The sequence below is a fragment of the Gordonia abscondita genome, from assembly GCF_032711245.1.
In the GTDB taxonomy this organism is placed as follows: Bacteria; Actinomycetota; Actinomycetes; order Mycobacteriales; family Mycobacteriaceae; genus Gordonia.
In genome coordinates, this window is record NZ_CP128986.1 from 1,083,553 (window position 1) to 1,109,185 (window position 25,633).

20 protein-coding genes and 1 tRNA gene are annotated in these 25,633 nt (G+C 65.6%); 13 read left to right on the plus strand and 8 right to left on the minus strand.

Annotated features, from left to right (window positions below):
- The first annotated feature begins 131 nt into the window (after positions 1–131).
- Positions 132–1,646: a DUF2339 domain-containing protein gene (locus MP11Mi_RS05105; protein ID WP_420042013.1), complete on the plus strand. Its 1,515-nt coding sequence runs from the start codon at positions 132–134 to the stop codon at positions 1,644–1,646.
- Positions 1,647–1,709: 63 nt separating this feature from the next.
- Here MP11Mi_RS05105 and MP11Mi_RS05110 read toward each other — a convergent pair whose 3' ends face one another.
- Both MP11Mi_RS05110 and MP11Mi_RS05115 read right to left on the minus strand, forming a co-directional pair.
- The gene (locus MP11Mi_RS05110; RefSeq protein ID WP_420041218.1) at positions 1,710–2,306 is read right to left on the minus strand and encodes a hypothetical protein; all 597 of its coding nucleotides are present in this window, start codon (positions 2,304–2,306) and stop codon (positions 1,710–1,712) included.
- Positions 2,307–2,432: 126 nt separating this feature from the next.
- Positions 2,433–3,554 (minus strand): NDMA-dependent alcohol dehydrogenase, encoded by a 1,122-nt coding sequence (locus MP11Mi_RS05115; RefSeq protein WP_420041219.1) that lies wholly within the window; start codon positions 3,552–3,554, stop codon positions 2,433–2,435.
- Positions 3,555–3,737: 183 nt separating this feature from the next.
- Here MP11Mi_RS05115 and MP11Mi_RS05120 point away from each other — a divergent pair, with 183 nt between their 5' ends.
- Entirely contained in the window at positions 3,738–5,939 is a 2,202-nt protein-coding gene (locus MP11Mi_RS05120) for an acyltransferase family protein (RefSeq protein WP_420712841.1), read from the plus strand.
- A 27-nt stretch (positions 5,940–5,966) separates the two neighbouring features.
- Here MP11Mi_RS05120 and MP11Mi_RS05125 read toward each other — a convergent pair whose 3' ends face one another.
- On the minus strand, positions 5,967–6,542 hold the full coding sequence (locus MP11Mi_RS05125; RefSeq protein WP_420041221.1) for a hypothetical protein: 576 nt from the start codon (positions 6,540–6,542) through the stop codon (positions 5,967–5,969).
- A 61-nt stretch (positions 6,543–6,603) separates the two neighbouring features.
- Positions 6,604–7,215, minus strand: a complete 612-nt coding sequence (locus MP11Mi_RS05130) for a SanA/YdcF family protein (protein ID WP_420041222.1) — start codon at positions 7,213–7,215, stop codon at positions 6,604–6,606.
- Positions 7,216–7,350: 135 nt separating this feature from the next.
- Here MP11Mi_RS05130 and MP11Mi_RS05135 point away from each other — a divergent pair, with 135 nt between their 5' ends.
- Together MP11Mi_RS05135 and MP11Mi_RS05140 are read left to right on the plus strand one after the other, a co-directional pair.
- Positions 7,351–8,775 (plus strand): WS/DGAT/MGAT family O-acyltransferase, encoded by a 1,425-nt coding sequence (locus tag MP11Mi_RS05135; protein WP_420041223.1) that lies wholly within the window; start codon positions 7,351–7,353, stop codon positions 8,773–8,775.
- A 357-nt stretch (positions 8,776–9,132) separates the two neighbouring features.
- Positions 9,133–12,429, plus strand: coding sequence for a (Fe-S)-binding protein (locus MP11Mi_RS05140; protein ID WP_420041224.1), 3,297 nt, complete (start codon positions 9,133–9,135; stop codon positions 12,427–12,429).
- Between the two features lie 62 nt (positions 12,430–12,491).
- Here the strand turns inward: MP11Mi_RS05140 and MP11Mi_RS05145 are convergent, their stop codons facing one another.
- The gene (locus MP11Mi_RS05145; protein ID WP_420041225.1) at positions 12,492–13,307 is read right to left on the minus strand and encodes a hypothetical protein; all 816 of its coding nucleotides are present in this window, start codon (positions 13,305–13,307) and stop codon (positions 12,492–12,494) included.
- A 203-nt stretch (positions 13,308–13,510) separates the two neighbouring features.
- Positions 13,511–14,380: an exodeoxyribonuclease III gene (locus MP11Mi_RS05150; protein WP_420041226.1), complete on the minus strand. Its 870-nt coding sequence runs from the start codon at positions 14,378–14,380 to the stop codon at positions 13,511–13,513.
- A gap of 58 nt (positions 14,381–14,438) precedes the next feature.
- On the opposite strand from MP11Mi_RS05150, the gene MP11Mi_RS05155 reads away from it, so the two are divergent.
- The 5 genes from MP11Mi_RS05155 to MP11Mi_RS05175 all read left to right on the plus strand — a co-directional run bounded on the left by MP11Mi_RS05155 (position 14,439) and on the right by MP11Mi_RS05175 (position 20,417).
- On the plus strand, positions 14,439–15,692 hold the full coding sequence (locus MP11Mi_RS05155) for a pyridoxal phosphate-dependent aminotransferase (protein ID WP_420041227.1): 1,254 nt from the start codon (positions 14,439–14,441) through the stop codon (positions 15,690–15,692).
- 89 nt (positions 15,693–15,781) lie between these two features.
- Positions 15,782–17,548, plus strand: a complete 1,767-nt coding sequence (locus MP11Mi_RS05160) for an SDR family oxidoreductase (protein WP_420041228.1) — start codon at positions 15,782–15,784, stop codon at positions 17,546–17,548.
- Between the two features lie 9 nt (positions 17,549–17,557).
- Positions 17,558–18,472 (plus strand): metal-dependent hydrolase, encoded by a 915-nt coding sequence (locus tag MP11Mi_RS05165; protein ID WP_420041229.1) that lies wholly within the window; start codon positions 17,558–17,560, stop codon positions 18,470–18,472.
- A gap of 5 nt (positions 18,473–18,477) precedes the next feature.
- Positions 18,478–19,599 (plus strand): PDR/VanB family oxidoreductase, encoded by a 1,122-nt coding sequence (locus tag MP11Mi_RS05170; protein ID WP_420042014.1) that lies wholly within the window; start codon positions 18,478–18,480, stop codon positions 19,597–19,599.
- A gap of 56 nt (positions 19,600–19,655) precedes the next feature.
- A complete protein-coding gene (locus MP11Mi_RS05175; protein WP_420041230.1) occupies positions 19,656–20,417 on the plus strand; it encodes a MerR family transcriptional regulator in 762 nt (253 codons plus the stop codon).
- A gap of 60 nt (positions 20,418–20,477) precedes the next feature.
- Here MP11Mi_RS05175 and MP11Mi_RS05180 read toward each other — a convergent pair whose 3' ends face one another.
- Together MP11Mi_RS05180 and dcd are read right to left on the minus strand one after the other, a co-directional pair.
- Entirely contained in the window at positions 20,478–21,659 is a 1,182-nt protein-coding gene (locus MP11Mi_RS05180; protein ID WP_420041231.1) for a hypothetical protein, read from the minus strand.
- Between the two features lie 3 nt (positions 21,660–21,662).
- Complete coding sequence (gene dcd / locus MP11Mi_RS05185; RefSeq protein ID WP_420041232.1) at positions 21,663–22,229, minus strand: dCTP deaminase; 567 nt, start codon at positions 22,227–22,229, stop codon at positions 21,663–21,665.
- Between the two features lie 159 nt (positions 22,230–22,388).
- Here dcd and MP11Mi_RS05190 point away from each other — a divergent pair.
- The 4 genes from MP11Mi_RS05190 (at position 22,389) to MP11Mi_RS05205 (ending at position 25,554) form a co-directional block, all read left to right on the plus strand.
- Positions 22,389–22,459 (plus strand) — tRNA-Gly (locus MP11Mi_RS05190).
- Between the two features lie 112 nt (positions 22,460–22,571).
- A complete protein-coding gene (locus MP11Mi_RS05195; protein WP_420041233.1) occupies positions 22,572–24,086 on the plus strand; it encodes a tyrosine-type recombinase/integrase in 1,515 nt (504 codons plus the stop codon).
- A complete protein-coding gene (locus MP11Mi_RS05200) occupies positions 24,083–24,373 on the plus strand; it encodes a hypothetical protein (protein WP_420041234.1) in 291 nt (96 codons plus the stop codon). Before MP11Mi_RS05195 ends, MP11Mi_RS05200 begins: the two co-directional genes overlap by 4 nt.
- Positions 24,370–25,554, plus strand: coding sequence for a tyrosine-type recombinase/integrase (locus MP11Mi_RS05205; protein WP_420041235.1), 1,185 nt, complete (start codon positions 24,370–24,372; stop codon positions 25,552–25,554). The genes MP11Mi_RS05200 and MP11Mi_RS05205 overlap by 4 nt, the downstream gene beginning before the upstream one ends.
- Positions 25,555–25,633: the final 79 nt, after the last annotated feature.

Here is a 25,633-nt window from a genome sequence, read left to right on the forward strand (position 1 = left end):
GCCTTCTGGGCAACCGTTCGTGCAGTACCAGTCCAACGGCTACGCGCCATTCCCCGCCCCCGGCCCCCGCACCCGCCCCGACGCTCAGCCAGCGCGTCGCCAAGGCCGCCGAGAGCGGACTCATCGGAAAGATCCTCGCCGGAGTCGGTGTTGCCATCACCCTCTCCGGCATCGTCATGCTCCTCGTTCTGGCCGCGCAAGCCGGCCTGCTGCGCCCGGAGGTCAGAGTCGCCGGGGGTGGTTTGCTCGCCGGACTCCTCGCCGGACTCGGTGTTTGGATCGGGCGGACGCCCGTACGGCGCGCCGGCGCCGTCGCACTCGTTGCCACCGGAGTCGCAGGCCTCCTGTTCGACGTCATGGCGATGAGCACCATCTACCGCTGGCTCCCCGAGGTGGCAGCGCTCGCGGTCGTCGGCCTCGTCGCCGGCGTCGGCGTCGGCATCGCGCACCGTTGGCACAGCCAGGCATTGACATTGATGGTCTCGATTCCGATGCTCGTCCTCGCCCCCGTCGTCACCGGCGGCGTCGATGAGATCCTCGTCGGCTTCATGCTCGTCTACGCCACAGCAACCCTATGGATTCAGGTGGGACGCGACTGGCCCGCCGTGTTCATCGCCAACACCGCCGCAGTCATGGTCCCGACCCTCATCCTCACGCAGACATCGGACCAACCGTGGTCGGCGACCGGCCTCGCATTCGCCGGAGCCGTGATCGCCGTCGGATCGTCGATCCTGTTGATCCGTAGCTCGAAGAACCCCGAAATCGTCGCTGTGACGTCCGCCTTCGCGGCAGCCCCACTAATGTTCGGCGGCTACGCCGTCGGGAGCGCGGCGTCGGCCGTCCTCGCTGCGGGCGCCGTTCTGTATTTCGCCGCAGCGCTCTCCACGACTCGCCTCGTCGGCCGCGAGACACCGATCGTGTGGCTCGTCGCAGCGAACCTGCATCTGCTGGTCGCGGCTGGTTACGTCCTCGACGCCGACTACCGCCCGGCCACCCTCATGGTGGTCGGACTTCTCCTCGCCGTCGCCGCCCCATTCGCCGGTGATCTCGCCCTCGCCATCCGAATCTCCGGAACCGTCTTCGCCGGCCTCGGCATTCTCGTCCTCACCGGCGACGGCGCTCTGCGTCAACTATTGGCCGCCGATCCACTCGCGAGCGACGGCACGCACGCTTCGCTGCTTGTCGGCGGGCTGATGGGTCTGGCCGCCACCGCGCTGATCACCTGGTCGTGGGTCGACGCCTACCCGGCGACAGGGCACCGAGTGACCGTTGCAGGCAGCATGATCAGCCTTTGGCTGGCCACGACTGTCGCTCTCAGCGCCGCGCACCTGATCTCGACCGACGCCGACGCAGCATTCCGCGGCGGACATGCGGCCGCCACCATCACCTGGGGCGCGGCGGCCGCAGCCGCACTTCTGTGGGCGCGCCGACTCCACGGTGCCGACCGCGCAGTGGTCCTGAGCGCCGGGCTGGCCGTCATGGCGGCAGCGATAGCGAAACTGTTCGTCTTCGACCTCGCCGCACTCGACGGTATCTTCCGCGTAATCGCGTTCATCGTCGTCGGACTCATCCTCTTGGCCCTCGGCGTGTCGTACGCGCAGAAGCTCAGCGGAAGCGAACCCTCCGACACTGCGCCCGTCGCCTGACCGCAACAGCGAAGCGGGCCGGATCCATCAGGATCCGGCCCGCTTCGCGCGTGAAAGAACGTGCTACTTCTTGAGGACCGCCATCACGATTCCGCCGACGAGCGCAACGATCGAACCGACGAGAGCCAGATACAGGCCCGCACCGACCTTGAAGTCGCTGCCGACCGTCAAAGTACTGATTCCGGCGCTGAGCAGGCCGACCACACCCAGAATGATCGTCAGTCGCTTCAAATTTTCGTTGTACTTGCCGACGAGTCGGGCCACCCCAAGTCCGATCAGCACGATCATCGCGATCCCGGCCAACCAGTGCAGACGCCCAGTCTCCGCAGTGACCTGGAACGTCGACGTCGACGTCGTGGTGCCCAAACCGGTGATAGTGGCGCCCTCATCGAGCTTCGCGACGAACCACACCATCGGGTACCCGATGAGCACCAGCACCGCACCGACGATCGTCGCGACAGCGCCGATCGAGAAGCCGGTGTATTCAGCGGCAGGCGTGGCACCGTTCGGACCGACCGGCTGACCCGATCCCTGCGGGTACGGATTCTGCTGATGCAGGTTCTGGGGATCGTGCTGCATCGGCTGCGGCTGACCCGGCATCTGGTTCTGCAGGTGCGGGTTCTGCTGGTACGGGTTCTGCGGCGGCGTCTGGGGATTCACGAACGGAACGTTAGCGCACTATGGTCGAAAGCCCCGTCGTTCGTCCGTCGTCTGAACGAGGACACTTTCGGGCGTACTGCGTCGAGGTCCCCACTCCGGACTGCTAGCAGAGCCGTCTCCCCCGCTCTACCAATCGGCTTCGTCGTAGACGATCATGCCTCGAATGTTGTGGCCGGCGAGCATATCGTCGTACGCCTGATTGATGTCCTCGAGCCGGTACGTCGCAGTCACCAAGTCCGTCAGATTCAAGACACCCGATCGGTATTCGTTGAGAAGCTTCGGGATCTGAGTGCGCGGACCCGCACCACCGAAGATCGCACCCTGCACCCGCTTCTGCAGCAGCGTCAGTTCAAATAGGCTCATCGGCACTTGCGAGACCATCTCGCCCATTCCGACGACCATCACCTGTCCGCCCTTGCCTGTCAGAGCGAGCGCCGGCGCGATGAACTCGCCCGTCATCTCACCGACCGTGAGGATCACACTGTCAGCCAACCGTCCCCACGTCATCTCACCGACCGGCCCGAGCGCATCCTCCATACTCTCGAAAGTGTGTGTGGCGCCGAGCTTCTCGGCCATGTCTCGCTTGAACTTGACTGGGTCGACGGCAACGACGAACCGAGCGCCCGCAGCCTTCGCCCCCTGCACCGCGTTGATACCGACACCGCCGACGCCGACTACCACAACGGTGTCACCGACCTTCGTTCCGCCGATCTCCGACGCCGACCCCCAGCCCGTCGCGATACCGCAGCCGAGGAGTGCAGCCTCCTTCAGTGGAATGTCGTCCTCGATCTTCACCAGCGACGCCTCGTGCACCGTGATGTGCGGGGAGAACGTGCCGAGTAGGCACATCTGCGCCAGACCGGTGTCGCCCTGGGTGACGCGATGCGACTTGTCGGCGATAGACAGACCCGACAGCAATCCGGCACCCTCGTCGCACAGGTTCTGTGCACCTCGCGAGCACGGCTCGCAGACGCCGCACGCCGGAATGAACGCGGTCACCACGTGGTCGCCCTCCGCGAATCGGGTCACGCCCGGCCCCACCTTGGTGACCACGCCAGCACCCTCGTGTCCGCCGACGACGGGGAACGGGACAGGCGACTGACCGGTCCGCAGGTGGTGGTCGGAGTGGCACAACCCCGACGACACCAGACGGACCTGGACCTCGCCGGCCACGGGATCACCGAGCTCAACCTCCTCGACCTTCCATTCGTCTCCGACGCCGTGCAGGACCGCGGCTTTCGTCTTCATCAAAGACCCACTCTCGTTCTAGGAGTTGACTATGCAGATCGTGACGCCGCAACGCGGCAGCACTGTGACCGCAGTCTCATCCTGCCCGGACACGCACCCCAGCGGAGGAATTCGTCGGAATCACTCACCACCTGCGGCTATCACCTGAACGATGGATTGGACCAGTGTCGGCGAGATGGAAAAATGCACGTCCCGCCACGTAGCATCCCCGCTGTGACGAAAGCCGGATCGATCAGCGGACCCCAGTCGCACCCGACACCGAATGAGGATGCGGCTGCCGGAACGAACTCCGGATACCGCCTCGACCTCGACGGTCTACGCGGGATCGCTATCTTCCTCGTCGCGATCTTCCACGTCTGGTTCGGCCGTGTGTCAGGCGGCGTCGACGTCTTCCTCACGCTTTCCGGCTACTTCTTCGTCGCGTCGCTGCTCAAGCACATCATCAAGACAAATCCGTCCGACCAGAGCTGGTCGGTAGCGATCAACCCGTGGCCGCGCCTGTCGAGAATGCTCCGCCGCCTCGTTCCGGCACTGTTCCTGCTGCTAGCCGCCGTCACCGCCCTGACCTGGTGGTCGATGCCGTCGACACGGTGGGCACCGCTCGGCAAAGAACTCGTCGCCTCAGCGTTCTACTATCAGAATTATCATCTGGCGTTCGCCTCCCAGGACTACGGCGCAGCCGACTCCGCGGTCAGCCCGCTGCAGCATCTGTGGTCGATGGCGATGCAGGGTCAGTTCTTCTTCATCACGATCGTCTGCGCGCTCGCCCTCGGCGGCTTGTTGAAGCTCGGCGCCCGATTCTGGCCCGCGTTGGGTCGTCCGAAGGTGATCACCGGCGTCGTCGGGGGCAGCCTCGCGTTCGTCGCGCTGATGTCCTTCGCGTGGGCCAACTACCGGCACGGAATCAACCAGCCGTTCAACTACTACGACACCGTCGCCCGCGTGTGGGAGCCGATCACCGGAGGTCTGCTCGCCATCTGGATGCCTCGGCTGCGACTACCCGACTGGTTGCGAACAACCCTCACCGCGGGCGCCGTCATCCTCATCGCATCGTCCGGCATCTGGATCACCGGCGTAGAGCAGTACCCGGCCGCCATGGCGCTCGTTCCCGCAGGCTCGACACTGCTACTGATCTGGCTCGGCTCGTCGGCCACCGCGTCCCGCCGTATTCCCGGCAACGATCTGTCGGCTGGCGGGCGCGTTCTCGCCCACCCGCGAATCGTGTGGCTCGGGTCCATCGCCTACGCCCTCTACCTGTGGCATTGGCCGCTGCTGATCTTCTACATGTCGTGGCGCTTCAAGGACGACGTCTCGTTCATCGAAGGCACCGCGATCCTCATCGTGGCGGTGATCATCGCCTGGTTCACGACCAAGTTCGTCGAAGCGCCGTTGCGCGCCGGACGCGGCGGCGGCTTCTCACCGAGGTATCGCAAGATCCTCGCCGTCGGACTCGTCGTCGCCACCCTGTTCTCACTCGGAAGCGCCGGGTACTGGCAGTACCGCGCCGACCACCGGTACATCGACACCACGAACCTCGATCCGCGCGACTACCCGGGCGCACGCGCGTTCCTGAGCAACTTCCCGACGCCCGCCATCGACGCGGTCCCGTCGCCGGAAGCCGCCGAAGGCGATTGGCCGGTCAACCACCGACCCCACTTCTCCAACTTCGGCGACCCGTCCATCAGAATCGGCGTCTACGGGGATCCGAACGCCCGTCGGACCATGGCCGTCGTCGGCGGATCACATTCCGAGCATTGGATGACGGCGCTCGACGTGATCGGCAAGAAGCGCGGCTTTCGCGTCACCACCTATATGAAGGCCGGATGCGCGTTGAGCACCGAAGCCGCCGTCGAGTTCAACGGCCAACTACTCACCGAATGCAACGACTGGTCGCAGCGGGTCGCCGACAAACTTGACGAAGACAAACCGGACGTCGTGTTCACGACCGCGTCGCGGCCCGTCGACGACGGCCCCGGCGACGTGATACCGAAGGGCTACCTCGACTACTTCAGCTTGTTTCGCGATCGCGGCCAACAGGTGATTGCCGTCCGCGACACCCCGTGGACTCACGGCCCGATGGTCCCCCGCGACTGTATTGCGGCAGGCAAGAGTCCGGACGTGTGCGGCGTCCCGCGGGAACGCGCACTCTCGGGCGTCAGCCCCGTCGACGCGATCGCCGGCGACTTCCCGAATATGACGTTCCTCGACTACAGCGACGCGTTCTGCCAGGACGCGTACTGCCCGGCGGTCGTGGGAAACATCCTCGTATGGCACGACACGCATCACCTGACGACGGCGTTCGTCCGCAGCCTCATCCCGTATCTGGACGCCGACATCGGCAAGGCGACCCAGTGGTGGCCGCCGGAGCCGGCCATGTTCCGGTAGACGAGTGAGGCACCGACCGGCAAGGAATCAGGAACGCCGTTGCAGACGGCACCGAACGGAGGCCGTCGGCGACATCTCGCCCGCCGCAACGAGCACCACGTCATAGCGTCCCGCCACCCGGCAATCGAGGAGCCCCCTGACCGGCGACGTCGACCGCAGGACGTACGGCCCGCGCGCATCGCTGTGAGCCTGGTCGAACTCGAACGTGGCGGGCGCGAACTGCGTCCCCCCAGCCAACACGATCGATGCCGACGTGCGATCCCGCTCGGCGACAGTGATCAACACTCCCCCGTCATCGACCAGGAGCGACGCTCCGACTGCGAGTGCAGCGACAACGCCTGCCGCACCGCCGTCGACGTCGAAGGTGTGACGGCAGCCGGTCGCACCGAGCCCGTCGCGAACCGCTTCGGACACAGCTCCGAGAGCGCTCCGATCAGCTTCACCCGCGCCTACATGGATCACGGCGGTCACTGCCGAGACCGGGAATCGGGCGTCGTGCAACGCCGCGTACGCCGCGCGTACCGGGACCACCGAGGGTGCGGCGGCATCAACGGTCACCGCGAGACCGGCCACGTCCAATCCGGGCGTTCCCGTCGTCACCATGCGCTCACGCTATTCCGGCACCATCGGGTGTCTATTCGGTTGAATGACGCCGCACGGGACGTCAGTGCACGCGCAGTGAATCGAAGACGGCGCGCGGCCGCGAACCGAGGGATTCACGCAGGTGGTTGCGGGTCAGGCTGAGGACCGAGCAGTGGCCACAGGGGGCTATCACGCCCGTCGCGTCCACCCCGTACGCACCGCACAGCAGGACGGCCCGCCCGACGTGGAAGTTCTGGGTGATGATCAACGCTGATCGGATCCCGAACCGGTCGGCGGCACGCCTGCAGGTAGCTGCCGTGTTGATCCCGAGACCGTCGCCGACGATCGCGGTCGGCGGAATACCCGCGCCCTCCAGATAGGCACGCATCACGCGGACCTCGTTGCCCGCATCGTCGGCGTCATTGCCCGAGACGAGGATTCGATCGGCGTGATGCTCGCGATACAGGTCGACGGCGACGTCGAGGCGGGCACGAACGTAATCGCCCGGCTGGCCGTCGTCGACTTTCGAGCCGAGGACGATCGCTGTCCGCGGCGCGTCGTCGGGAACCTCATCGGAACCGACCACCCGGCCGCGCGAAGCGATAGCCACCCACGACGACGTGACCGCGACCAGCACTTCCACTGCGACGACCGCCAGCAACGCGAGGAGTCCGAGACGTCGTCGAGTGAGCACCCGTTCACGGTAGTGGGCGCCACTCCGGGCGCTCAATCGTGCGGAACCGGCCGCCCGAATCAGACTTTGTGTGACGTGTCACAATTGGAGCCGATCGTGCGTGGTGGGCGCGCGTGTGAGGGAGGGAGGTCCGACATGCAGTACATGCCGGTCACCGATTCGATGTTCCTGATCGCAGAAACCCGCGATCAGCCGATGCACGTCGGCGGACTTCAGTTGTTTGTCCCGCGCGCGGGACAAACCCCCGACGACCTAGCCGAGGAGATGGCCGAGAAGTTCCACGTCCCGACCGGCGACGTCTCGTCGATGTTCTTGAAACGCCCGGCGACTCCCGCCCAGATCGCCGGCTACACGGCATGGTCGTACGACGACGACATCGACTTCGACTATCACGTCCGCCGCGCTATCCTGCCTCGGCCGGGCGCGATCCGCGACCTGTTGCAGTATGTGTCCCTCAACCACGGGAGCCTCCTCGATCGGCGTCGTCCGATGTGGGAGTCGCACATCATCGAAGGCTTAGCCGACGGCCGGATCGCGGTGTACACGAAGGTCCACCATTCGGTGGTGGACGGCGTCACCTCGCTGCGCCTGTTGCAGCGGTGTCTGTCGACAGACCCCGACGACCGGTCGGGCACCGCGGTCTGGGATGAACGGCCGAAGCGACGCCGCCGCCAAGAAAAAGAGGCACAGAAGAAGTCGGACAAGGTCCGGCCGACGCCGAGAGGCCTGTTGTCGTCGATCTCGGGCGCCGTCGCACAGGTCGTCGACGTCGCCGATCAGGTGGTCGGACTGGCTCCCGCCGCGGCGAAGATCGCCGTCGCCGGCGTCACCGACAAGGATTACGTCGCGCCGCTGCAGCAGGCTCCGAGCACCATCCTCAACGTGTCGATCGGGTCGGCTCGACGTTTCGCTGCTCAAGATTGGCCGATCGAACGGCTTCGTGCGGTTGGGAAAGCACAGGGCATGACGTTGAACGACGTGATGGTCGCGATGTGCTCCGGCGCGCTGCGCACATATCTGGCCGACCAGGACGCACTGCCTGACGAGTCGCTGGTGGCCGTGCAGCCGGTGTCCTTGCACAGCGACGGTGATTCCGATGGCAACTCGATCACCGCGATCTCGGTGCGGATGGCGACCGATCTCGCCGATCCTGCCGACCGGGTCGCCGCGATCAAAGCGTCGACCCATAGCGCGAAGGCCGCAGTCCGCGGGCTCCGTCCCCTGCAGGCTCTGGCGCTCGGCGCAGCGATCGTCTGGCCGCTCGCGTTCACTACGATCCCCGGGTTCGTCCAGTACACGCCGTCGGGCTTCAACCTGATGATCTCGAGCGTCCCCGGTCCCGAGGATCAGTTGTACTGGAACGGTGCGCGGCTCGACGGCTGCTACCCGGTGTCGATCCCACTCGAGGGGATGGCGTTGAACATCACGATCGCCACGATCTCCGGCAAAGCCAACTTCGGCGTCACCGGAGCCCGCGCCGAACTCCCCAGCCTTCAGCGCATCCTCGACCACCTGGAGACGACCCTCACTGAACTAGAAGCGCTGCCGCCGCAGGTGTAGATACGTCGGACGGGCACCTGCGGCGTTCGCCTGCGGCATTTCCAAGCCGCCGTCGCCAAAGGTCTCGCATCACCAGTGAGAACTGCCCGGCTTTCATACATCCGATGTCGACGTCACCGCGACTTGTCGGACATCACATAGCGAGCGTGCGGGACGGCTTGGTCCGTAACCCTACTGGCGAGTAACATAGCGTCCGGAAACCTGGAACCCGTTGCAACCTGCGAAGTTAGGTAATCCTTGGCAGCGCGCAATAGGGGCGAAGCCTTACGGTTACCAGGAGAAAACGTCGACTTCGGCGCGGGCTTCGGCCGCTCACGCCGAGTCTTGGTACGACCTGAAGAAAGGCCGGTACTTCCAATGACGACGACCACCATCGTGATCGGATCGATCGCCGCGTTCATCAGCCTGGCATGTTGGGCGCTGTTCCTGCGGGGCGTGTTCACCATGATCCGCTCCATCGCCCAAGGCCAAAAGGTCGACGCGCAGCGATTCGCATATCCAGGCAAGCGCCTGATGACGATGCTGAAGGAATTCGTCGCGCATACGCGGATGACCAAATTCCGAACAGTGGGCTGGGCCCACTGGCTTGTGATGTTCGGCTTCCTGATCGGCGCGATCTTCTGGTTCGAAGCCTACGGGCAGATCTTCGACCCCGAGTTCCACTGGCCGGTGATCGGCGCCTGGAACATCTACATCTTCGCTGACGAAGTTCTCGGCCTAGGAACAGTGATCGGCATCTCGGCGATGATGATCATCCGCCAGCTCAATCACCCGCGTCGCCCCGGTCGCCTCTCGCGCTTCTCCGGTTCCCGTTTCGGCGCCGCCTACTTCGTCGAGCTCGTCGTCCTCATCGAAGGTCTCGGCATGGTCTTCGTCAAGACCTTCAAGATCGCATCCGGCATCGAGAACCCGCCCGTCTGGACGTCGTTCTTCACCCACTACTTCGCGCAGCTCTTCGACGGATGCTCCGTGTACTGGGTGACCGGAGCCGCGGTCATCAAACTGATGTCCGGCATGATCTGGCTGGCCGTTGTGGGCCTCAACATCGACTGGGGTGTGGCGTGGCACCGCTTCGCAGCATTCCCCAACATCTTCTTCAAGCGTGAATCCGACGGCGGCGTCGCCCTCGGTGCCGCGAAGCCGATGATGAGCCAGGGCAAGGTCCTCGACATGGAGACCGCCGACCCCGACGTCGATGCTTTCGGCGCAGGCAAGATCGAGGACTTCTCGTGGAAGGGCTGGCTGGACTTCACCACCTGCACTGAGTGTGGTCGTTGCCAGTCACAGTGTCCGGCGTGGAACACGGGTAAGCCGCTGTCACCGAAGCTGATGATCATGTCACTGCGCGACCACGGTCAGGCGAAGGCCCCATACCTGTTTGCGGGCGGCAGCAAGGACATGGGCGGCGACGAAGTCGGCATCGTCGACAAGGATGGCAATGTCGATCAGGCGAAGCTCGACGCGGTCCCGGCTGCGGCACTCGCCGAAGCCGACCGCAAGCTCGTCGGCGACTCGCTCGGCGGAGACCCCGCCGGCGCGGTGATCGACGCCGAAGCACTCTGGTCGTGCACCACATGTGGTGCGTGCGTCGAGCAGTGCCCGGTCGACATCGAGCACGTCGACCACTTCATCGACATGCGGCGCTACCAGGTCCTGATCGAGTCGGACTTCCCGACCGAACTCGCCGGCATGTTCAAGAATCTCGAGAACAAGGGCAACCCGTGGGGTCAGAACTCCTCGCAGCGGACCGCTTGGATCGACGAGATGGACATCGACATCCCGGTCTACGGCCAGGACGTCGAATCTTTCGAAGGCTACGAATACCTCTTCTGGGTCGGCTGCGCCGGTGCGTACGAAGACCGCGCGAAGAAGACCACGAAGGCCGTCGCCGAGCTTCTCGACATCGCAGCCGTCGACTTCCTGGTCCTCGGCCAAGGCGAAACCTGCACCGGCGACTCCGCTCGCCGCGCGGGCAACGAGTTCCTGTTCCAGATGCTCGCGCAGCAGAACATCGAGACATTCAACGAACTGTTCGCGACCGCACCGACCCAGCGCAAAAAGATCGTCGTGACCTGTGCGCACTGCTTCAACGCACTCGGTAACGAGTACCCGCAGGTTGGCGGCGAATATGAGGTGGTCCACCACACCCAGTTGCTGAACCGCCTCGTCCGGGAGAAGCGGCTCGTTCCAGTCGCCCCGGTGGGTGGCCAGGCCATCACGTACCACGATCCTTGCTACCTGGGCCGTCACAACAAGGTCTACGACGCTCCGCGTGAACTGATGGATGCGGCAGGCGGTCAGCTGACCGAGATGCCGCGTCACGGCGAACGCTCCATGTGCTGCGGCGCCGGTGGCGCCCGGATGTGGATGGAAGAGCAGATCGGCAAGCGCATCAACGTCGACCGTGTCGACGAAGCGCTCGACACCCTCGCCACAACGCAGGCTCCGACCGGCGACGGCGCGACGAAGAAGATCGCGACCGGCTGCCCGTTCTGCCGCGTCATGCTCACCGACGGGGTGACCGCGCAAACCAGCGGCACCGAGGACGAGGGCAAGATCGAGGTCGTCGACGTGGCACAGATGATTCTCGAGGGCGTATTGCGCGGCCGCGAGACTGTCGAACGCGGCGGCAAGTTCCTGCACCCGATCCAGTCCGAGCTTGCTCCTGCTCCCGAGCCCGAACCTGTGGCCGCGGCACCGAAGGCCACAGCACCTGCTGCCGCTGCTCCGGCCGACGCCAAGCCTGCGGTGGGTCTCGCGCCCAAGGGTGGCGGACTCAAGAAGCCGGGCGGCTTGAAGAAGCCCGGCGGGGCGCCCAAGCCCGGCGGGGCAGCAGCACCGGCCGCGCCGGCAGAGACGACCGAGGCTACACCGGCCAAGGGCCTGTCCATGGGCGGCGGACTCAAGAAGCCCGGCGGGATGAAGAAGCCCGGCGGGGCACCCAAGCCCGGCGCTGCGGCCGCACCAGCTGCGCCGGCAGCCGAGGCACGTACCGCCACCGAGGCGTCGGAAGGCAAGGCCAAGGGCTTCGGGATGGCAGGCGGATTGAAGAAGCCCGGCGCCAAGAAGCCCGGAGCGCCCAAACCGGCAACTGCGACCGCACCTACGGCCGAAGCTCGGGTTGACGCTCCCACAGCAGAGGACGACACGTCGACTACGGAATCCGCCACCACGGCGGGCACCGAGGGCAAGGCCAAGGGCTTCGGCATGGCGGGTGGGCTCAAGAAGCCTGGCGCCAAGACGCCGGGAGCACCCAAGGCCGCCGCGGCTGCAGCCGAGGCTCCAACTCCGCAGGCTCCTGCCGCCGCACCCGAGGCTCCAGCAGAGTCCGCGGTGACCGAGGGAACCGCCGGCAAGGCAAAGGGATTCGGCATGGCGGGCGGGCTCAAGAAGCCCGGCGCCAAAACGCCGGGAGCACCCAAGGCCGCCGCTCCGGTTCCCTCCGCCGAGCCGGAGGCTCCTGCCGAGCTGGAGCCGGAGGCTCCCGCCGAGCCGGAGCCAGTAGTTCAGCCCGAGCCCGAGGCTCCGGCAGCCGAGGCACCCGAAGCACCGACGGTTCCAGCGTCAGACGCCCGGACGATCACCGAGCCCGGAGCCGCGAAGGCGAAGGGCTTCGGCCTGGCGACCGGAAAGAAGCGCCCCGGCGCGAAGTAGTCCGCATCGCTCAACGTTGGCACTCGAACTGTTCCCCGAGAACGGTTCGAGTGCCAACGTTTTCAGTCGACGGACTGTCGTGACTCGATCGCCGCAACCAATTCACGGACTACCGATTCCTCCTCGAACCTGAGGCGCTTCCACGGGAAGCTCAACGGCAAGAGACCCATGAGTCCTAGCATGTTTGCGGTCCGCAGATCACGGTCCCATCGGTCGTAGCGGCGGTGGAACATCCAACCGTGAACCGACACCACGATGCCCAGTTCCGGCCACACGAAGTCCATGCGAACGCCGTTGATCCACTGCTGCTGTACCCATCCAGAGATTCGGTACTGCTTGAGCAGTCGGACGAACAGTCGCTCAGCCTCAGACTCCGAATCGTCCTCGGCCGCAGCTACGAGGACACGCGCCAGCCGCATTCCATGGGCACCGGAGTTCCGGTCGAGACTCGCCCTCAGTTCGTGAACTAAAACCCGCTCAGTCTGCACCGCCCGGTCGATGATCGTGATCGCTTCGTCGATCGCCAGCGCGGACGCGAGTTGCAGGAGTGTCAACGCCTCCCGAGTCACCGGGACGCCTCGCGTGGCCATGACGTCTTCGGAGGGGAGACTCCGCCGCTTGCAGCTCGTGTCCACGGCGCCATGGGCCGCGCCGTGTGCCGATCGCGGGATCGACAGCGTGATGATGTCCGGTAGATCCGGTAGGAATCCGAGCAGCCATGCGGCGGCTGTCCGATCCACCACCCCGCCTGTCGCGGCCACCGCGATGCGGAGTCTCGCCATATCGGTCATCTGATGCTCGGCAGAAAGATAGACGCCCCGCGCGTGCGGAATCCACAGACCGGCCGCCAGTTTTCCGCGTGCTTCGCCTGCACTCATCCCCAGGTCCACGGCTTCAGCAGCGGTGATCACCCCGTCGTGAATCGCCAGGTGCTCGGCGACCCCGACGCAGACGCGTGCTCGGTCAGTACTTCTCTCCCCCACATTCGGTTAGACGCACGCGCACGCCTTTCGGTTCCGATCGCCGCAACGTTGGCACTTGAACCGTTCGCCAGGAACAGTTCGCGCGCAATCATGTCGACTCACTCTCGATAGCGCACGATCAGCGGCGCGTGGTCGGACAGGCGCGCGTCCGGCGACGATTCCTTGTCAGCCCACACGGCTTCCGCGCGCCGCGCGAGCGACCCAGTCGCCAGCTGATGGTCCACCCGCCAGCCGACGTCCTTGACGAACGACTGTCCAGCCCAACTCCACCAGGTGAGCGGACCCGGCTCATCGCCGTGCAGCGCCCGCACCACGTCGATCAGCCTGCGCGGCGACAGGAGCGACGAGAACCATTCGCGTTCCTCCGGCAGGAACCCTTCCATCTTGCGGGCGGGCCGCCAGTTGGTGACGTCGTACTGGGTGTGCGCGACGTTGAGGTCGCCCACGAGCAGGAAGTCACGGCCGTTCCGCGCGGCAGCGAGCCGGTTGCGGTCGAGCTCACGGGCGAAACCGGCGAGGAACGTCATTTTCCGTTCGTACTTGGCTCCGCCGTCCGCCTCCGAGCGGATTCCTCCCGGCCGCTGCATGTGCGCAGGTAGGCCGCCCTTCGGCAAGTAGAGGCAGGCGACGGTCAGCGGGCGGTCGGACAGATCCACCTCGATGTATCGGCCGTGGGTCGCGTAGGCACTCAATCCCCGCGCCTTCGGCGGTGTCAGCGCCCACGACCGGACGGCAGCAGGTTCGTACCGCGTCAGCAGCCCGACGCCGTTCCGGCCCGGGATCGAGCCGACATCGATCGACGCCGTATACCCAGGGAACTGACCGACTTCCGGCAATGGACACCGCAATTCCTGGAGTCCGACGACATCGGGTGATCTGTCAGCGAGCCAGTCGTCGAATCCACGACGGCGAGAAGCACGAATGCCGTTGACGTTGAACGAGGCGACGGTGAACGAGGTGGAAGTCACGCCTGCCAGTGTCCCCGGCGAATTCAATTCGATTGCGTCCGGCTGACAGAATGTACCCATGAGTCGCCCCCATGTGTCGCACCAGAACCTCAATCTCCGCACGATCGAGCAGTCCGAGAAGCTGCAGAACGTGTGCTACGAGATCCGCGGTCCGGTGCACGCGGAGGCCGCGCGGCTCGAGGCGGAGGGCCACCGCATCCTCAAGCTCAACATCGGCAACCCGGCGCTGTTCGGATTCGAAGCCCCGGACGTCATTCTGCGCGACATGATCCACTCGCTGCCCTTCTCGCAGGGCTATTCGGAGTCGGCGGGTGTCCTGTCTGCGCGCCGCGCCGTGGTGACCCGCTACGAGCTGATCCCGGACTTCCCGTACTTCGACGTCGACGACGTGCTGCTCGGCAACGGCGTGTCCGAGCTGATCACGATGACAATGCAGGCACTGCTCAATAACGGCGACGAGGTGCTTATCCCATCGCCCGACTACCCGCTGTGGACGGCAATGACCTCCCTGTCGGGCGGCACCCCCGTGCATTACAAGTGCGACGAGGACAACGGCTGGAATCCGAGCATCGAGGACATCGAATCGAAGATCACCGCACGCACCAAGGCGATCGTCGTCATCAATCCGAACAACCCGACGGGCGCCGTCTACTCGCGTGAGGTGCTCGAACGTCTCGTCGAGGTGGCCCGCAAGAATTCGCTGCTGATCCTCGCCGACGAGATCTACGACAAGATCCTCTACGACGACGCCGAACACATCAACGTCGCGTCGTTGGCTCCGGATCTGTTGACGCTCACGTTCAACGGGTTGTCTAAGGCGTACCGCGTCTGCGGCTACCGTGCGGGCTGGGTCGTGATGACCGGACCGAAAGACCATGCGAGGGGTTTCCTCGAGGGCATGGGCATTCTGGCGTCGACGCGTCTGTGCGCGAACGTCCCCGCCCAGCATGCGATCCAGGTTGCCCTCGGCGGCTACCAGAGCATCGATGCCCTCGTGAAGCCCGGCGGCCGCCTCTTGGAGCAGCGAAATGTCACGTGGGCCAAGCTCAACGACATCCCGGGCGTGAGCTGCGCGAAGCCGATGGGCGCGCTGTACGCGTTCCCGAGGCTGGACCCCGAGGTGCACGAGATCCACGACGACGAGAAGCTCGTCCAGGATCTTCTCCTGCAGGAGAAGATCTTGGTGGTGCAGGGGTCGGGGTTCAACTTGGGCGATACGAACCACTTCCGGATCGTCACGTTGCCGTGGACGCGCGACCTCTCGGAGGCGATCGACCGGATCGGCAACTTCCTGTCGTCGTACCGCCAGTGACCTGCGCAGACACTCCTGCTAACTAGGGCTAGCGCGTATCTGTAACCGGTGGTACCGTGTCAATGGACAATGGCACGATCGGAGACGATATGACCGACTGGCATCGCACGGACATCACCGCGGGTGGCGTTCGTCTGGCGACCTATTCATACGGCGACACCGCCGCCGCTGACCGGCCGACCGTCGTTTTCGTGCACGGCTGGCCGGACACGCACCACCTGTGGGACCGCATCGCTCCCCAACTCGCCGAGCATTACCGCGTATTCGCATACGACACTCGCGGTTTCGGCGAGAGCGATCGTCCCGACGACGTCCCGTCGTACCGTCTGGCGGGTCTCGCACAGGACTTGTTCGCGGTCATCGGGTCAGTCACCGACGGCGGCAGCGCGCACGTCGTCGCCCACGATTGGGGGTCGGTACAGACGTGGGAGGCCGTCACGACTCCGGGCGCGGAGACGTCCATCGCGTCGTTCACGTCCGTTTCGGGGCCGAATCTCGATTTCCTCGGCGAGTGGGCTCGCGCCCAGCTCGCGTCACCGACACCGGGCAACATTTCGCGCGCACTGTCGCAGGTCGCATCGTCGGCGTACACCGGGTTCTTCCAGATCCCCGGCGTGTCGGACGCGTTCTTCCGGACCCTCGGCTCAGCGAAGCTGTGGACGGAATTCCTGCACGCGATAGAAGGCACACCCCGCGAGAACGTGTCGTTCGCGCCGACACTGCGTGAGGACATGATCTCCGGGCTCAAGCTTTACCGAGCCAACATCCGCGGCAAGCTCGCCCACCCGGAGCCGCGACCGACGTCGGTGCCCGTCCTCGAAGTGGTGAACGACCGTGACATCGCACTGCGACCCGCGATCTACGACCGCACCTACACGCACGCGGCGAAGCTGTGGCGCAAGTCCTCGACCACCGGCCACTGGCTTCCCTACACGAACCCCGACTACCTCGCGGCGACGGCAATCGAGTTCATCGACTCCATCGAGAACGGCACGTCGCGCGCCCCGAACACGATCGACCGTGCCCGCCAGGTGGGGGCGCCGCTCGCGTTGACCGGCAAGCTCGCCGTCATCACCGGCGCGGGCAGCGGCATCGGACGCGAGACCGCGTTCGCACTCGCGGCACTCGGCTGCGAGGTGGTCCTCGCCGACATCGACACGGCGGCGGCCGACGAGACCGCCACCGAGTGCAAAGCCATGGGCGTACTGACGAACGTCTACGAACTGGACGTCTCGAAGACCGCCGCGGTGAACGAGTTCGCCGACGACGTCCGCGCCCGTCACGGCGTCCCCGACATCGTCGTTAACAATGCGGGGATCGGATTGGGCGGCAGCGCACTGGATGCGTCCGAAGAACAGATCGACCGCCTCTTTGACATCAATCTGCGGGGTGTGATCAGCGGCAGTCGTGCGTTCGCCAAGCAGATGGTCGCCCGCGGCACCGGCGGACACATCGTGAATCTGGCGTCGGCGGCAGCGTTCACCCCGTCCCGCGAACTCGGTCTCTACTCAGCGAGCAAGGCAGGCGTGCTGATGTTCTCGGAGAGTCTGCGCGCCGAACTCTCCAGCCACCGGATCGGCGTCAGCGCGATCTGCCCGGGCATCGTCAACACCAACATCACATCGGCCACCGAGTACGCGGGCGTCGACGACCAGGACGCTATGCGCCGCAAGGTGACCGGCTTCTACGAGAAGCGGAACTACACGCCAGACAAGGTGGCCCGCGAGATAGTCGCGGCGGTCGTCTCCAACAAGGCCGTCGTACCAGTCACGCCGGAAGCGAAGTTCGGCTACCGCGCGTATCGATTCGTCCCGTGGGCGTCGCGCATCGCGGCACGCCAGAAACTGACCAGCTAGGAGCCGGCTATGACGAGCACACACGGCACACGTTCCACCGCCGAGACCGATCCCGGCGATGTGGAGCTGCACGCCCGCAACGTCGAGTTCGATCTCACCGAAGCACCGTTGCACTGGATTCCGGACAGCCCGGTGTCGTCGAACATGATCACCACGCTGAACCTCCTTCTACCCGAAGGTGAGCGGTGGTTCGTGGAGACGTTCAACGAGGCGCTGCCGATGATCAAGGACGAGAAGCTGGCCGCTGACGTCCGCGGCTTCGTCGGCCAGGAGGCCATGCACGCCGAAGCACACGACAAGGCCGTCCAGACTTGGTTGACCAAGCGGGACATCGACGCGTCCGGCTACCAGGCCCAGATGGAGTGGATCTTCCGACGGGTCATCGGCCCGCGCGACGGCCAGACCCCCAGGGATAGGCAGAAGCATCTCATCGAGCGTCTGTGGTTGATCGCTGCGATCGAGCACTACACGGCGTTGCTCGGCGACTTCGCGTTGAACTGCACGTGGGCCGAGCACGGTGCCGACCCGAACATGATGGACATGTTCGTCTGGCACGGTGCCGAAGAGGTGGAGCACCGTTCGGTGGCGCACGAAGTCGCCGCATACTTCGGCGACAGCCCACTGCGGCGTGGCCGCGCCATGGCCCTGGCTCTGCCGTTCCTGGTGATTCTGCTGGTCCGTGGCTTCCGCCACATCAACCGTCAAGATCCGACCTTCGCGGAGCTACGTCTGCCTGCGGAGATCTACAAGTACGTGCACGACTACTTCGTCGAATCCCGCGCAGGTGTTTTCCCGAAGATCAGCAGCCTCGCACTGGCGACGGCGACGTACTTCAAGCCGGGCTTCCACCCGTCCGACATCGGTGACACCGCACAGGCCGTCGCGTTCCTCGCGACGTCGCCGGGCGCACGGCGCGCGGGATGACAGTCGTGAACCACATCAGTCATCCGCACGAGACGGATCTCGTGACCGAGCCGCCGCATCTGGTTGGGCGGTGGCGTCGTGATCCGCTGATGCGTTTCGTCACCGGCCTCGGCAAGACCTGGTTCCCGTTGTGGGCTCCCTTGTCGCCGCTGTACGACGTCCCGGAGAACGACGGCGTCCAGCATCTTGAGATCGTGGACCGTGAAGTGGTGGCGCACGACGAGAACGTGATCGCGTTGACGTTCGCGGCGCCGGACCGTTCGGTTCTCCCCGAATGGCGTGCCGGAGCGCACCTCGATGTCCTTCTGCCGTCCGGGTTGCTCCGCGAGTACTCGTTGTGCGGCGATCCGGGAGATCGGACAACGTACCGCATCGCAGTGCGTCGCATTCCGGATGGTGGCGGCGGCTCGAAGGAAGTCCACGACACGCTCAAGGTTGGCGATTCGATCTCGATCAAGGGGCCACGCAACGCGTTCCCGTTGGCGATGCCCGGCTACGGTTCGCCGGTCGGGAAGCTGCGTTTCGTCGCCGCAGGTATCGGCATCACCCCGATCCTGCCGATGGTCGCGATCGCTGATCGTTTCGGTCTCGACTGGACGATGATCTACACCGGTCGCACGCTCGATTCGATACCGTTCCGTGAGGAGCTGGCCCGCTACGGCGACCGCGTGCAAATCCGCACCGACGACGAGCATGGCCTTCCGACGATGGATGATCTCGTCGGCGAGGTCGGCGGCGACGGCGTCGCGCTGTACTGCTGCGGCCCGACCCCGATGTTGGAGGGTCTGCGCACGCACCTCGTCGACCGCGTCGACGTCGAACTGCACTACGAGCGGTTCTCGCCGCCGCCCATCGAGAACGGCACCGAATTCGCGATCCGACTCTCGTCGACCGGGGAGACGGAGACGGTGGCCGCTGACGAGTCGGTGCTGACCGCGTTGCGGCGCCTGCGGCCCGGCGCGCCCTACTCGTGCCAGCAGGGATTCTGCGGCACGTGCAAGCTGCGTGTCACCGAGGGCGTCGTCGACCATCGTGACGGCAGCCTGATGGAGCCCGAGCGTGCGGCCGGCTATTTCCTACCGTGCGTCTCGCGCTGCGATTCGGAGTCGCTGACTATCGACGTGTAGGACATCTCACCGGCGTCTTCAAGCCTCGAGCCTCGGGGTTTGGAAGAATCATGTGAATGACCGAGTACCGGATCGACGATCTTGCGCAGGCTGCTGGCACGACGACGCGGAATGTCCGCGGCTATCAGGACCGTGGACTGATTCCGCGGCCGGAGCGCCGCGGGAGGATCGCGATCTACGGTGACGAGCACTTGTCTCGTCTGCACGTCATCAACGACTTGTTGGGGCGAGGTTTCACGATGACGCATATCGCCGAATTTTTCGAGCGCATGGAGCAGGGCGAGGATCTCGCCGAAGTCCTCGGTCTTCGGGAGCTTGTTACCGCGCCGTGGTCGCGGACACCGTCGGAGACTATCTCGGTGCAGGAGTTGTACGACCTGCTCGGGACCGACGATGCGGACCTGCTGGAGCGGATGTGCGAATCGGGTCTCATCGAACCGGTCGGCGACGGTGCGCTTCCCGAGCAGTACACGATCACTGACACTGAGAGCATCGACGGGTATGTGCGTCTGATGGCGAACGGCATGCCGTTGTCGTATGTCCTCGATCTTCAGGAGAAGCTCGACGAAGATATGCAGCGCGCTGCGCACACGCTTGTCTCTGCTGGTCGCAGCGCGATCACCGACGGCAGGTTCGACGGCTGGATTCCTGAGGTCGGGGAAGAGTCGGAGTGGGCGTCTGACTTGCTCAGCGAGCTACGACGAACTGGGCGCGTCACCGCCCACAACACGTTGTACCGCGCCTTAGATCGTGAGCTATCTCGCCAGCTCGACGACTATCTGGCTGTCGCCCGCGAACGCAAGCACCGCCGCGACTGACGATTCGGCTTCTGCAGGCCGCTCTCCCCTGTTGATTGCGGGGTCGAGATCTCGGGATCGTTAGCCGACGACGATCGGCGGCAGTCCAGGAATCGGGTTCGGGATGGTGCGCTTGCGTGGTTTCGGCTGAGGCTTCGGACCGGGGGCGGGCTGTTCCTCGGTCTGCTGCGGCTTCTTAGTTGTCGACGTCGTCTTGGGCGGCGGCGGCGGTGTCGTATATTTGAGCATTTTCGCGCGGGCCGCTTTGACTTCTTTCGGGTCCGCCGAGTTCGGGATGTGTTCGGGCGCAGCAGATTCGTCGTCGGAGGTGGTCTGCGTCCCGGACAGGTCGCTCAGCTCGTCGATGCTGGGGCCGCTGTGTTCGTGAATGTTCATGGCGACCGCCGTACCGACGCCGCCCAGTCCGAGGACGACGACTATCGCCGCTGCTGCGGTGATTCGCCAGCGTCGTCGTTGTTCGGCGGCGCGTTGTTGTTCGGCGGCTTCGTCGTCTGCGTCGGATCGCTCGCTGTCCAGATTGTCGTCGGCGGCCATGCCGTATTGGACGTTTCCGTATTCGTCGAGCCCGTAGTCGGCAGGGTCAATGCCGGATGCGCTGAAGGAGAGGGGGCCGTCGCCGGACGTTTCCGCTCCCCAGGCGAGCGCGGCCGGGGCGACGGCGACGCGGTCGAGACTGTTGGTTGGATCGTCGTCGCCGCCGAAGGTGGTGGGGAACGGATCGCCAGGCGCGAGTGTGGTGAAGCCGCGTTCGGTGAGCGACTCCCACAGCCCGGGCCACTGGTCGGTTCCCGGCCCGAGGAGAATTGCGTCGACGGGTGCGGAATCGGCTAGTTCGACGATCATGCCGTGGATTCGATTTACTTCGGGCACAGTCGCTTCGACGATGTCGGCGCGGCTCAAGGAGACGAATCGCAACGGTCCCGCACCCATGACGAGGATGCTGTCGCGGTCTCCGATCGTGTCGCGGGCTTGCGCGACTAGTTCGGCCAGTTCGTCGAATACCGCGGGGTCGGCGGCTTCCGGTACCTTGCCGTTTTCCACGAATTCTGCGGCGATCCGCATGTCGAGGATGTTCGGTACGATCCGGCGTTCTGACCGTGCCGACACGATCCGTCTGCGGCCGTCGACGCGGCCGGTCCAGATACCGGAGGGACCGAACGTGATGGCGAGTACGGCTCCGGTCGGGGCTTCGGGGACGCTGAATCCGGCGAGCCAGGGCGGGGTGTCGTACTGATCGGCCATCGGTCAGCTCTGAAAGTTCAAATACGCTTTGGAAGGTGTCGGGCCACGCTGCCCCTGATACTTGGAGCCGACCGCAGCGCTCCCGTACGGGGACTGGGCCGGACTCGACAGGCGGAACAGGCAGAGCTGTCCAATCTTCATTCCGGGCCACAACGTAATCGGCAGGTTCGCCACGTTCGACAGTTCCAGCGTGATGTGGCCGGAGAATCCGGGGTCGATGAATCCCGCCGTCGAGTGGGTCAGCAGTCCGAGTCGGCCGAGCGACGACTTGCCTTCCAGACGGCCGGCGAGGTCGTCGGGCAGTGTGCACACTTCGAGGGTGGATCCGAGAACGAATTCCCCCGGGTGCAGCACGAACGGTTCACCCTGTGTGGGTTCGACGAGGGTGGTGAGCTCGTCTTGCCGCTCTGCGGGGTCGATGTGCGTGTACTTGGTGTTGTTGAACACGCGGAAGAGCCCGTCTAGGCGGACGTCGACGCTCGACGGCTGAACGAGGGCCGAGTCGAACGGCTCGATGCCGAGTCGGCCTCCATCGATCTCGGCACGGATATCGCGGTCTGATAACAGCACGGAGATCAGGTTACTGCAGATAGGCACAGTTTTCGGCATCGACGGCACACCGGTGGCAAGCCTCACCCCCGATCGAAACGGCGATTGAGACGCACCGACGACACCGACCCGACCGCCGGTTTGTTATGGTGATGCTCGCATCGTTCGCGGTGCCGCAATGCCGATGTAGTTTAGTGGTAGAACATCAGCTTCCCAAGCTGAGAGTGCGGGTTCGATTCCCGTCATCGGCTCTCCCTGGTCAGAGAGGGTTTTACCCCCTCTGGCGGATAGCAGAAGTAGGGACAACATGTACCGCCGTGGGCGCTACGTGGACACTTGCTATCCGCCAAGGACGACCATCACATGACCTCTCAACGTTCATTCGGGACCGTCGAACCGCTGCCCTCTGGCCGGTTCCGCGCCCGCTACACCGTGCCCGGTGAATACCGCCGACGCACCGCACCACTCACGTTCACTACGCGGAAAGCCGCGAACAATTGGCTCACACAGACACACGCAGACGTGTTACGCGGTGACTACCGTGACCCCGACGCCGGTGCGGTCACCGTCGCCGAGTACGCCGACCGGTATTTGTCCGCCCGCGCGGGTGTCGACCTCGCACCGCGCACCGTCGCCTTGTACCGGCGGCACCTGACCCGCTACATCGCCGCTCCGGTCACCGCGCCGGGACTGGGGACAGTGCGCCTTGGCGACGAGCCGCTGGCGTCGGTCGACGTAGCCACCGTCCGCGACTGGTACGCGGCCGTCACACACACCGCCGCCACCACGGCCGGGGCCCGGTGCAAGCGGGCCCCGCGCGTGCATCCGGCACGCGTGTGGGCGCGCGACATGGGTATAGCGGTCCCGTCGACAGGCCGTCTGCCTGCTGCCGTGGTAGCCGAGTGGGAGGCGGCCGGGGGCCCGGTACCTCCCCGAGAGTCGACCGGCGACACCGGCAAAACACAGGCGGCGCAGGCGTACCGGGTGTTGCGTGCAATCCTCGCCGCTGCGCTCGACGAGGGGCTTATACGGGAGAATCCGTGTCGTATCCGTAAGGCTGGGACCACGCGCGCGGCTGAACGGGTACCGGCTACGCCCGCGCAGATCGACGCGATAGCGGCCGCCATGCCCGACCGCCTGGTCGCTGCCGTGCATGTGGCCGCGTGGTCGGGTCTACGCGCCGGGGAACTGTTCGCGTTGGACCGGTCCAGGGTGAGCCTGGACCGCGACACTGGGACCGGCACAGTACGCGTCGACCGGGCCCTGATCGGTGGGTCGGGACCGGCGACGTACGGGCCGCCGAAAACTGCATCGTCGGTACGGACGATCCACCTACCGCCGCACGTGGTCGAGATTCTGGCCGCGCACCTGGACGCCTACACCGGGCGCACACAGTCGGCGCTGGTATTCACTACCCCCGCCGGGGGCCCGGTGTATGAGTCGCATCGTCATCGGCACTTCTCGCGGGCGCGCGCGGCCGCTGGGCGTAGTGACCTGCGGTGGCACGATCTGCGGCACACAGGCGCGACGCTGGCCGCCCGCACCGGCGCATCCATTCGAGAGATACAGCACCGATTGGGACACTCGACCGTATCGGCGGCGATGATCTACCAGCACCACACCGCCGACCGCGACGCCGACTTGGCCGCACGACTGTCGGACCTGGCTGCCCCGGCCGCGATACCGGCGGCCCCGTCGCCGCCGAAGCGGGCAGACGGTGCCGTCGAGAGTGACGGGGGTATGGCCTCTGCGTTGACGCTGGCCGCGCAACTCATCCGTTCCGGTGCCGGTGCCGACGCGCTAGAGAGCCTGGCCGACTCGTTCCGCCAGGGCCCCGGCAACGACGACCGTCCGCACGTAGAAGCGGTGACCGCGTGAGTTCCGTCGATGACCGCACGGGCGACGCGTGGACCGCCGACGACGCGGCGCGCCGCTCGCCGGCCCCGCCGTATTCCGGGGTACCTGACCGCTTACAGACCTACTACCACACAGTGAGCGTCGAGCTTCCGGCCTACGCGAGCACCGACGATGAGCACGACGCCGCCGCTGATGCTGCCGCCGAGTGGTATGCGGCCGACCATCTGGCCCGGTACGGGCCCCACTGCCCGCCGTCGTGCCCTTGCCGCCGCGCCACTACCCCCTCGAACCGAACGGACCTCCCATGACCTCGACCACCTGGCACCGCACCGTGAATCGATTCACCGAACACCTACGGGCGCAACGACTTTCCGATCACACCATCGGCTATCACGCCTCACATGTTCGGAGGGCCGCCGACGCGCTCGCCGTCGACCCTGGCGACGTCACGCCTGCCCGTCTCGCGCGATACCTCGACGGCCGGACGTGGACGGCCGCGACGTACCGCAATAACGTCAAGTCTCTCCGCGTGTTCTTTGCGTGGTATGTCGCAATGACTGGCGCGCTGGTCAATCCGGCCGCCGATATTCCCCTGAACGCGCCGGACCCGGCCGCGATGACTGCCCGCGCCATGACGTATCCCGACCGCTCGCGCACGGGCCCGGACCCTAAAGCGGTGCCGACACAGTGGGCGCACTGGATCGATGAGTGGGATACGTTCGCCCGCGCACAGGGGCGGCCCAAAACGACGCGCGAGACCCGCCGCTACCAGCTATCGGCGTTCGCGCGCGCGATGCATCCGACCGGCCCCGCCGAGGTCACAGAGATTGACGTCACCGATTGGTTCGCCGCTGGCGACTGGCGCACCGAGACCCGCCGTAGTCATCGCACAACGTTGCGCGGATTCTTCTCGTGGACTGTCACGACGGGCCGCCGCACCGACAATCCGGCCACTCACCTACCCCCGCCACCGGTGGCACCGACGTCGCCGCGACCGGCCGCCGAAGCTGACTATCGGTTCGCGCTCCGCATCGCCGACCCCCGCGACCGGCTCATGGTGAGACTGGCCGCCGAATGCGGATTACGACGTGCCGAGGTCGCCGCGATGCACTCACGCGACGTGCTCGACGTCCCCGGCGGTCGGCACATGCTCACCGTGACCGGTAAGGGTGGGCGCCGCCGCATGGTCCCGTGTCCGCCAGACCTCGCGCGCGACGTTCGTCGCGCAGGCGGGTACGTGTTCCCCTCGACCGCATCGAGCACCGGACACCTGACACCGGCGTACGTCGGCAAACGTACCGCGCGACTACTGCCCGCCGACGTGACGATGCACCAGCTTCGACACCGGTTCGCCACGCGGGTCTACGCCTCATCGCGGGATTTGTTCGCGTTGCAGCAGACACTAGGGCACGCCTCACCCGAAACGACGCGCCGCTACGTCGCACTCGATACAGACTCGCTATTCACTGCCGCACATGCCGCGTGGTAAGTCGTAGGTTCGAGCCTAGATGCCCGCTGAACTGGCGTTAGTGCGTCCCGCTGGTGCCTTGTCGCCACAGCCCTATGCG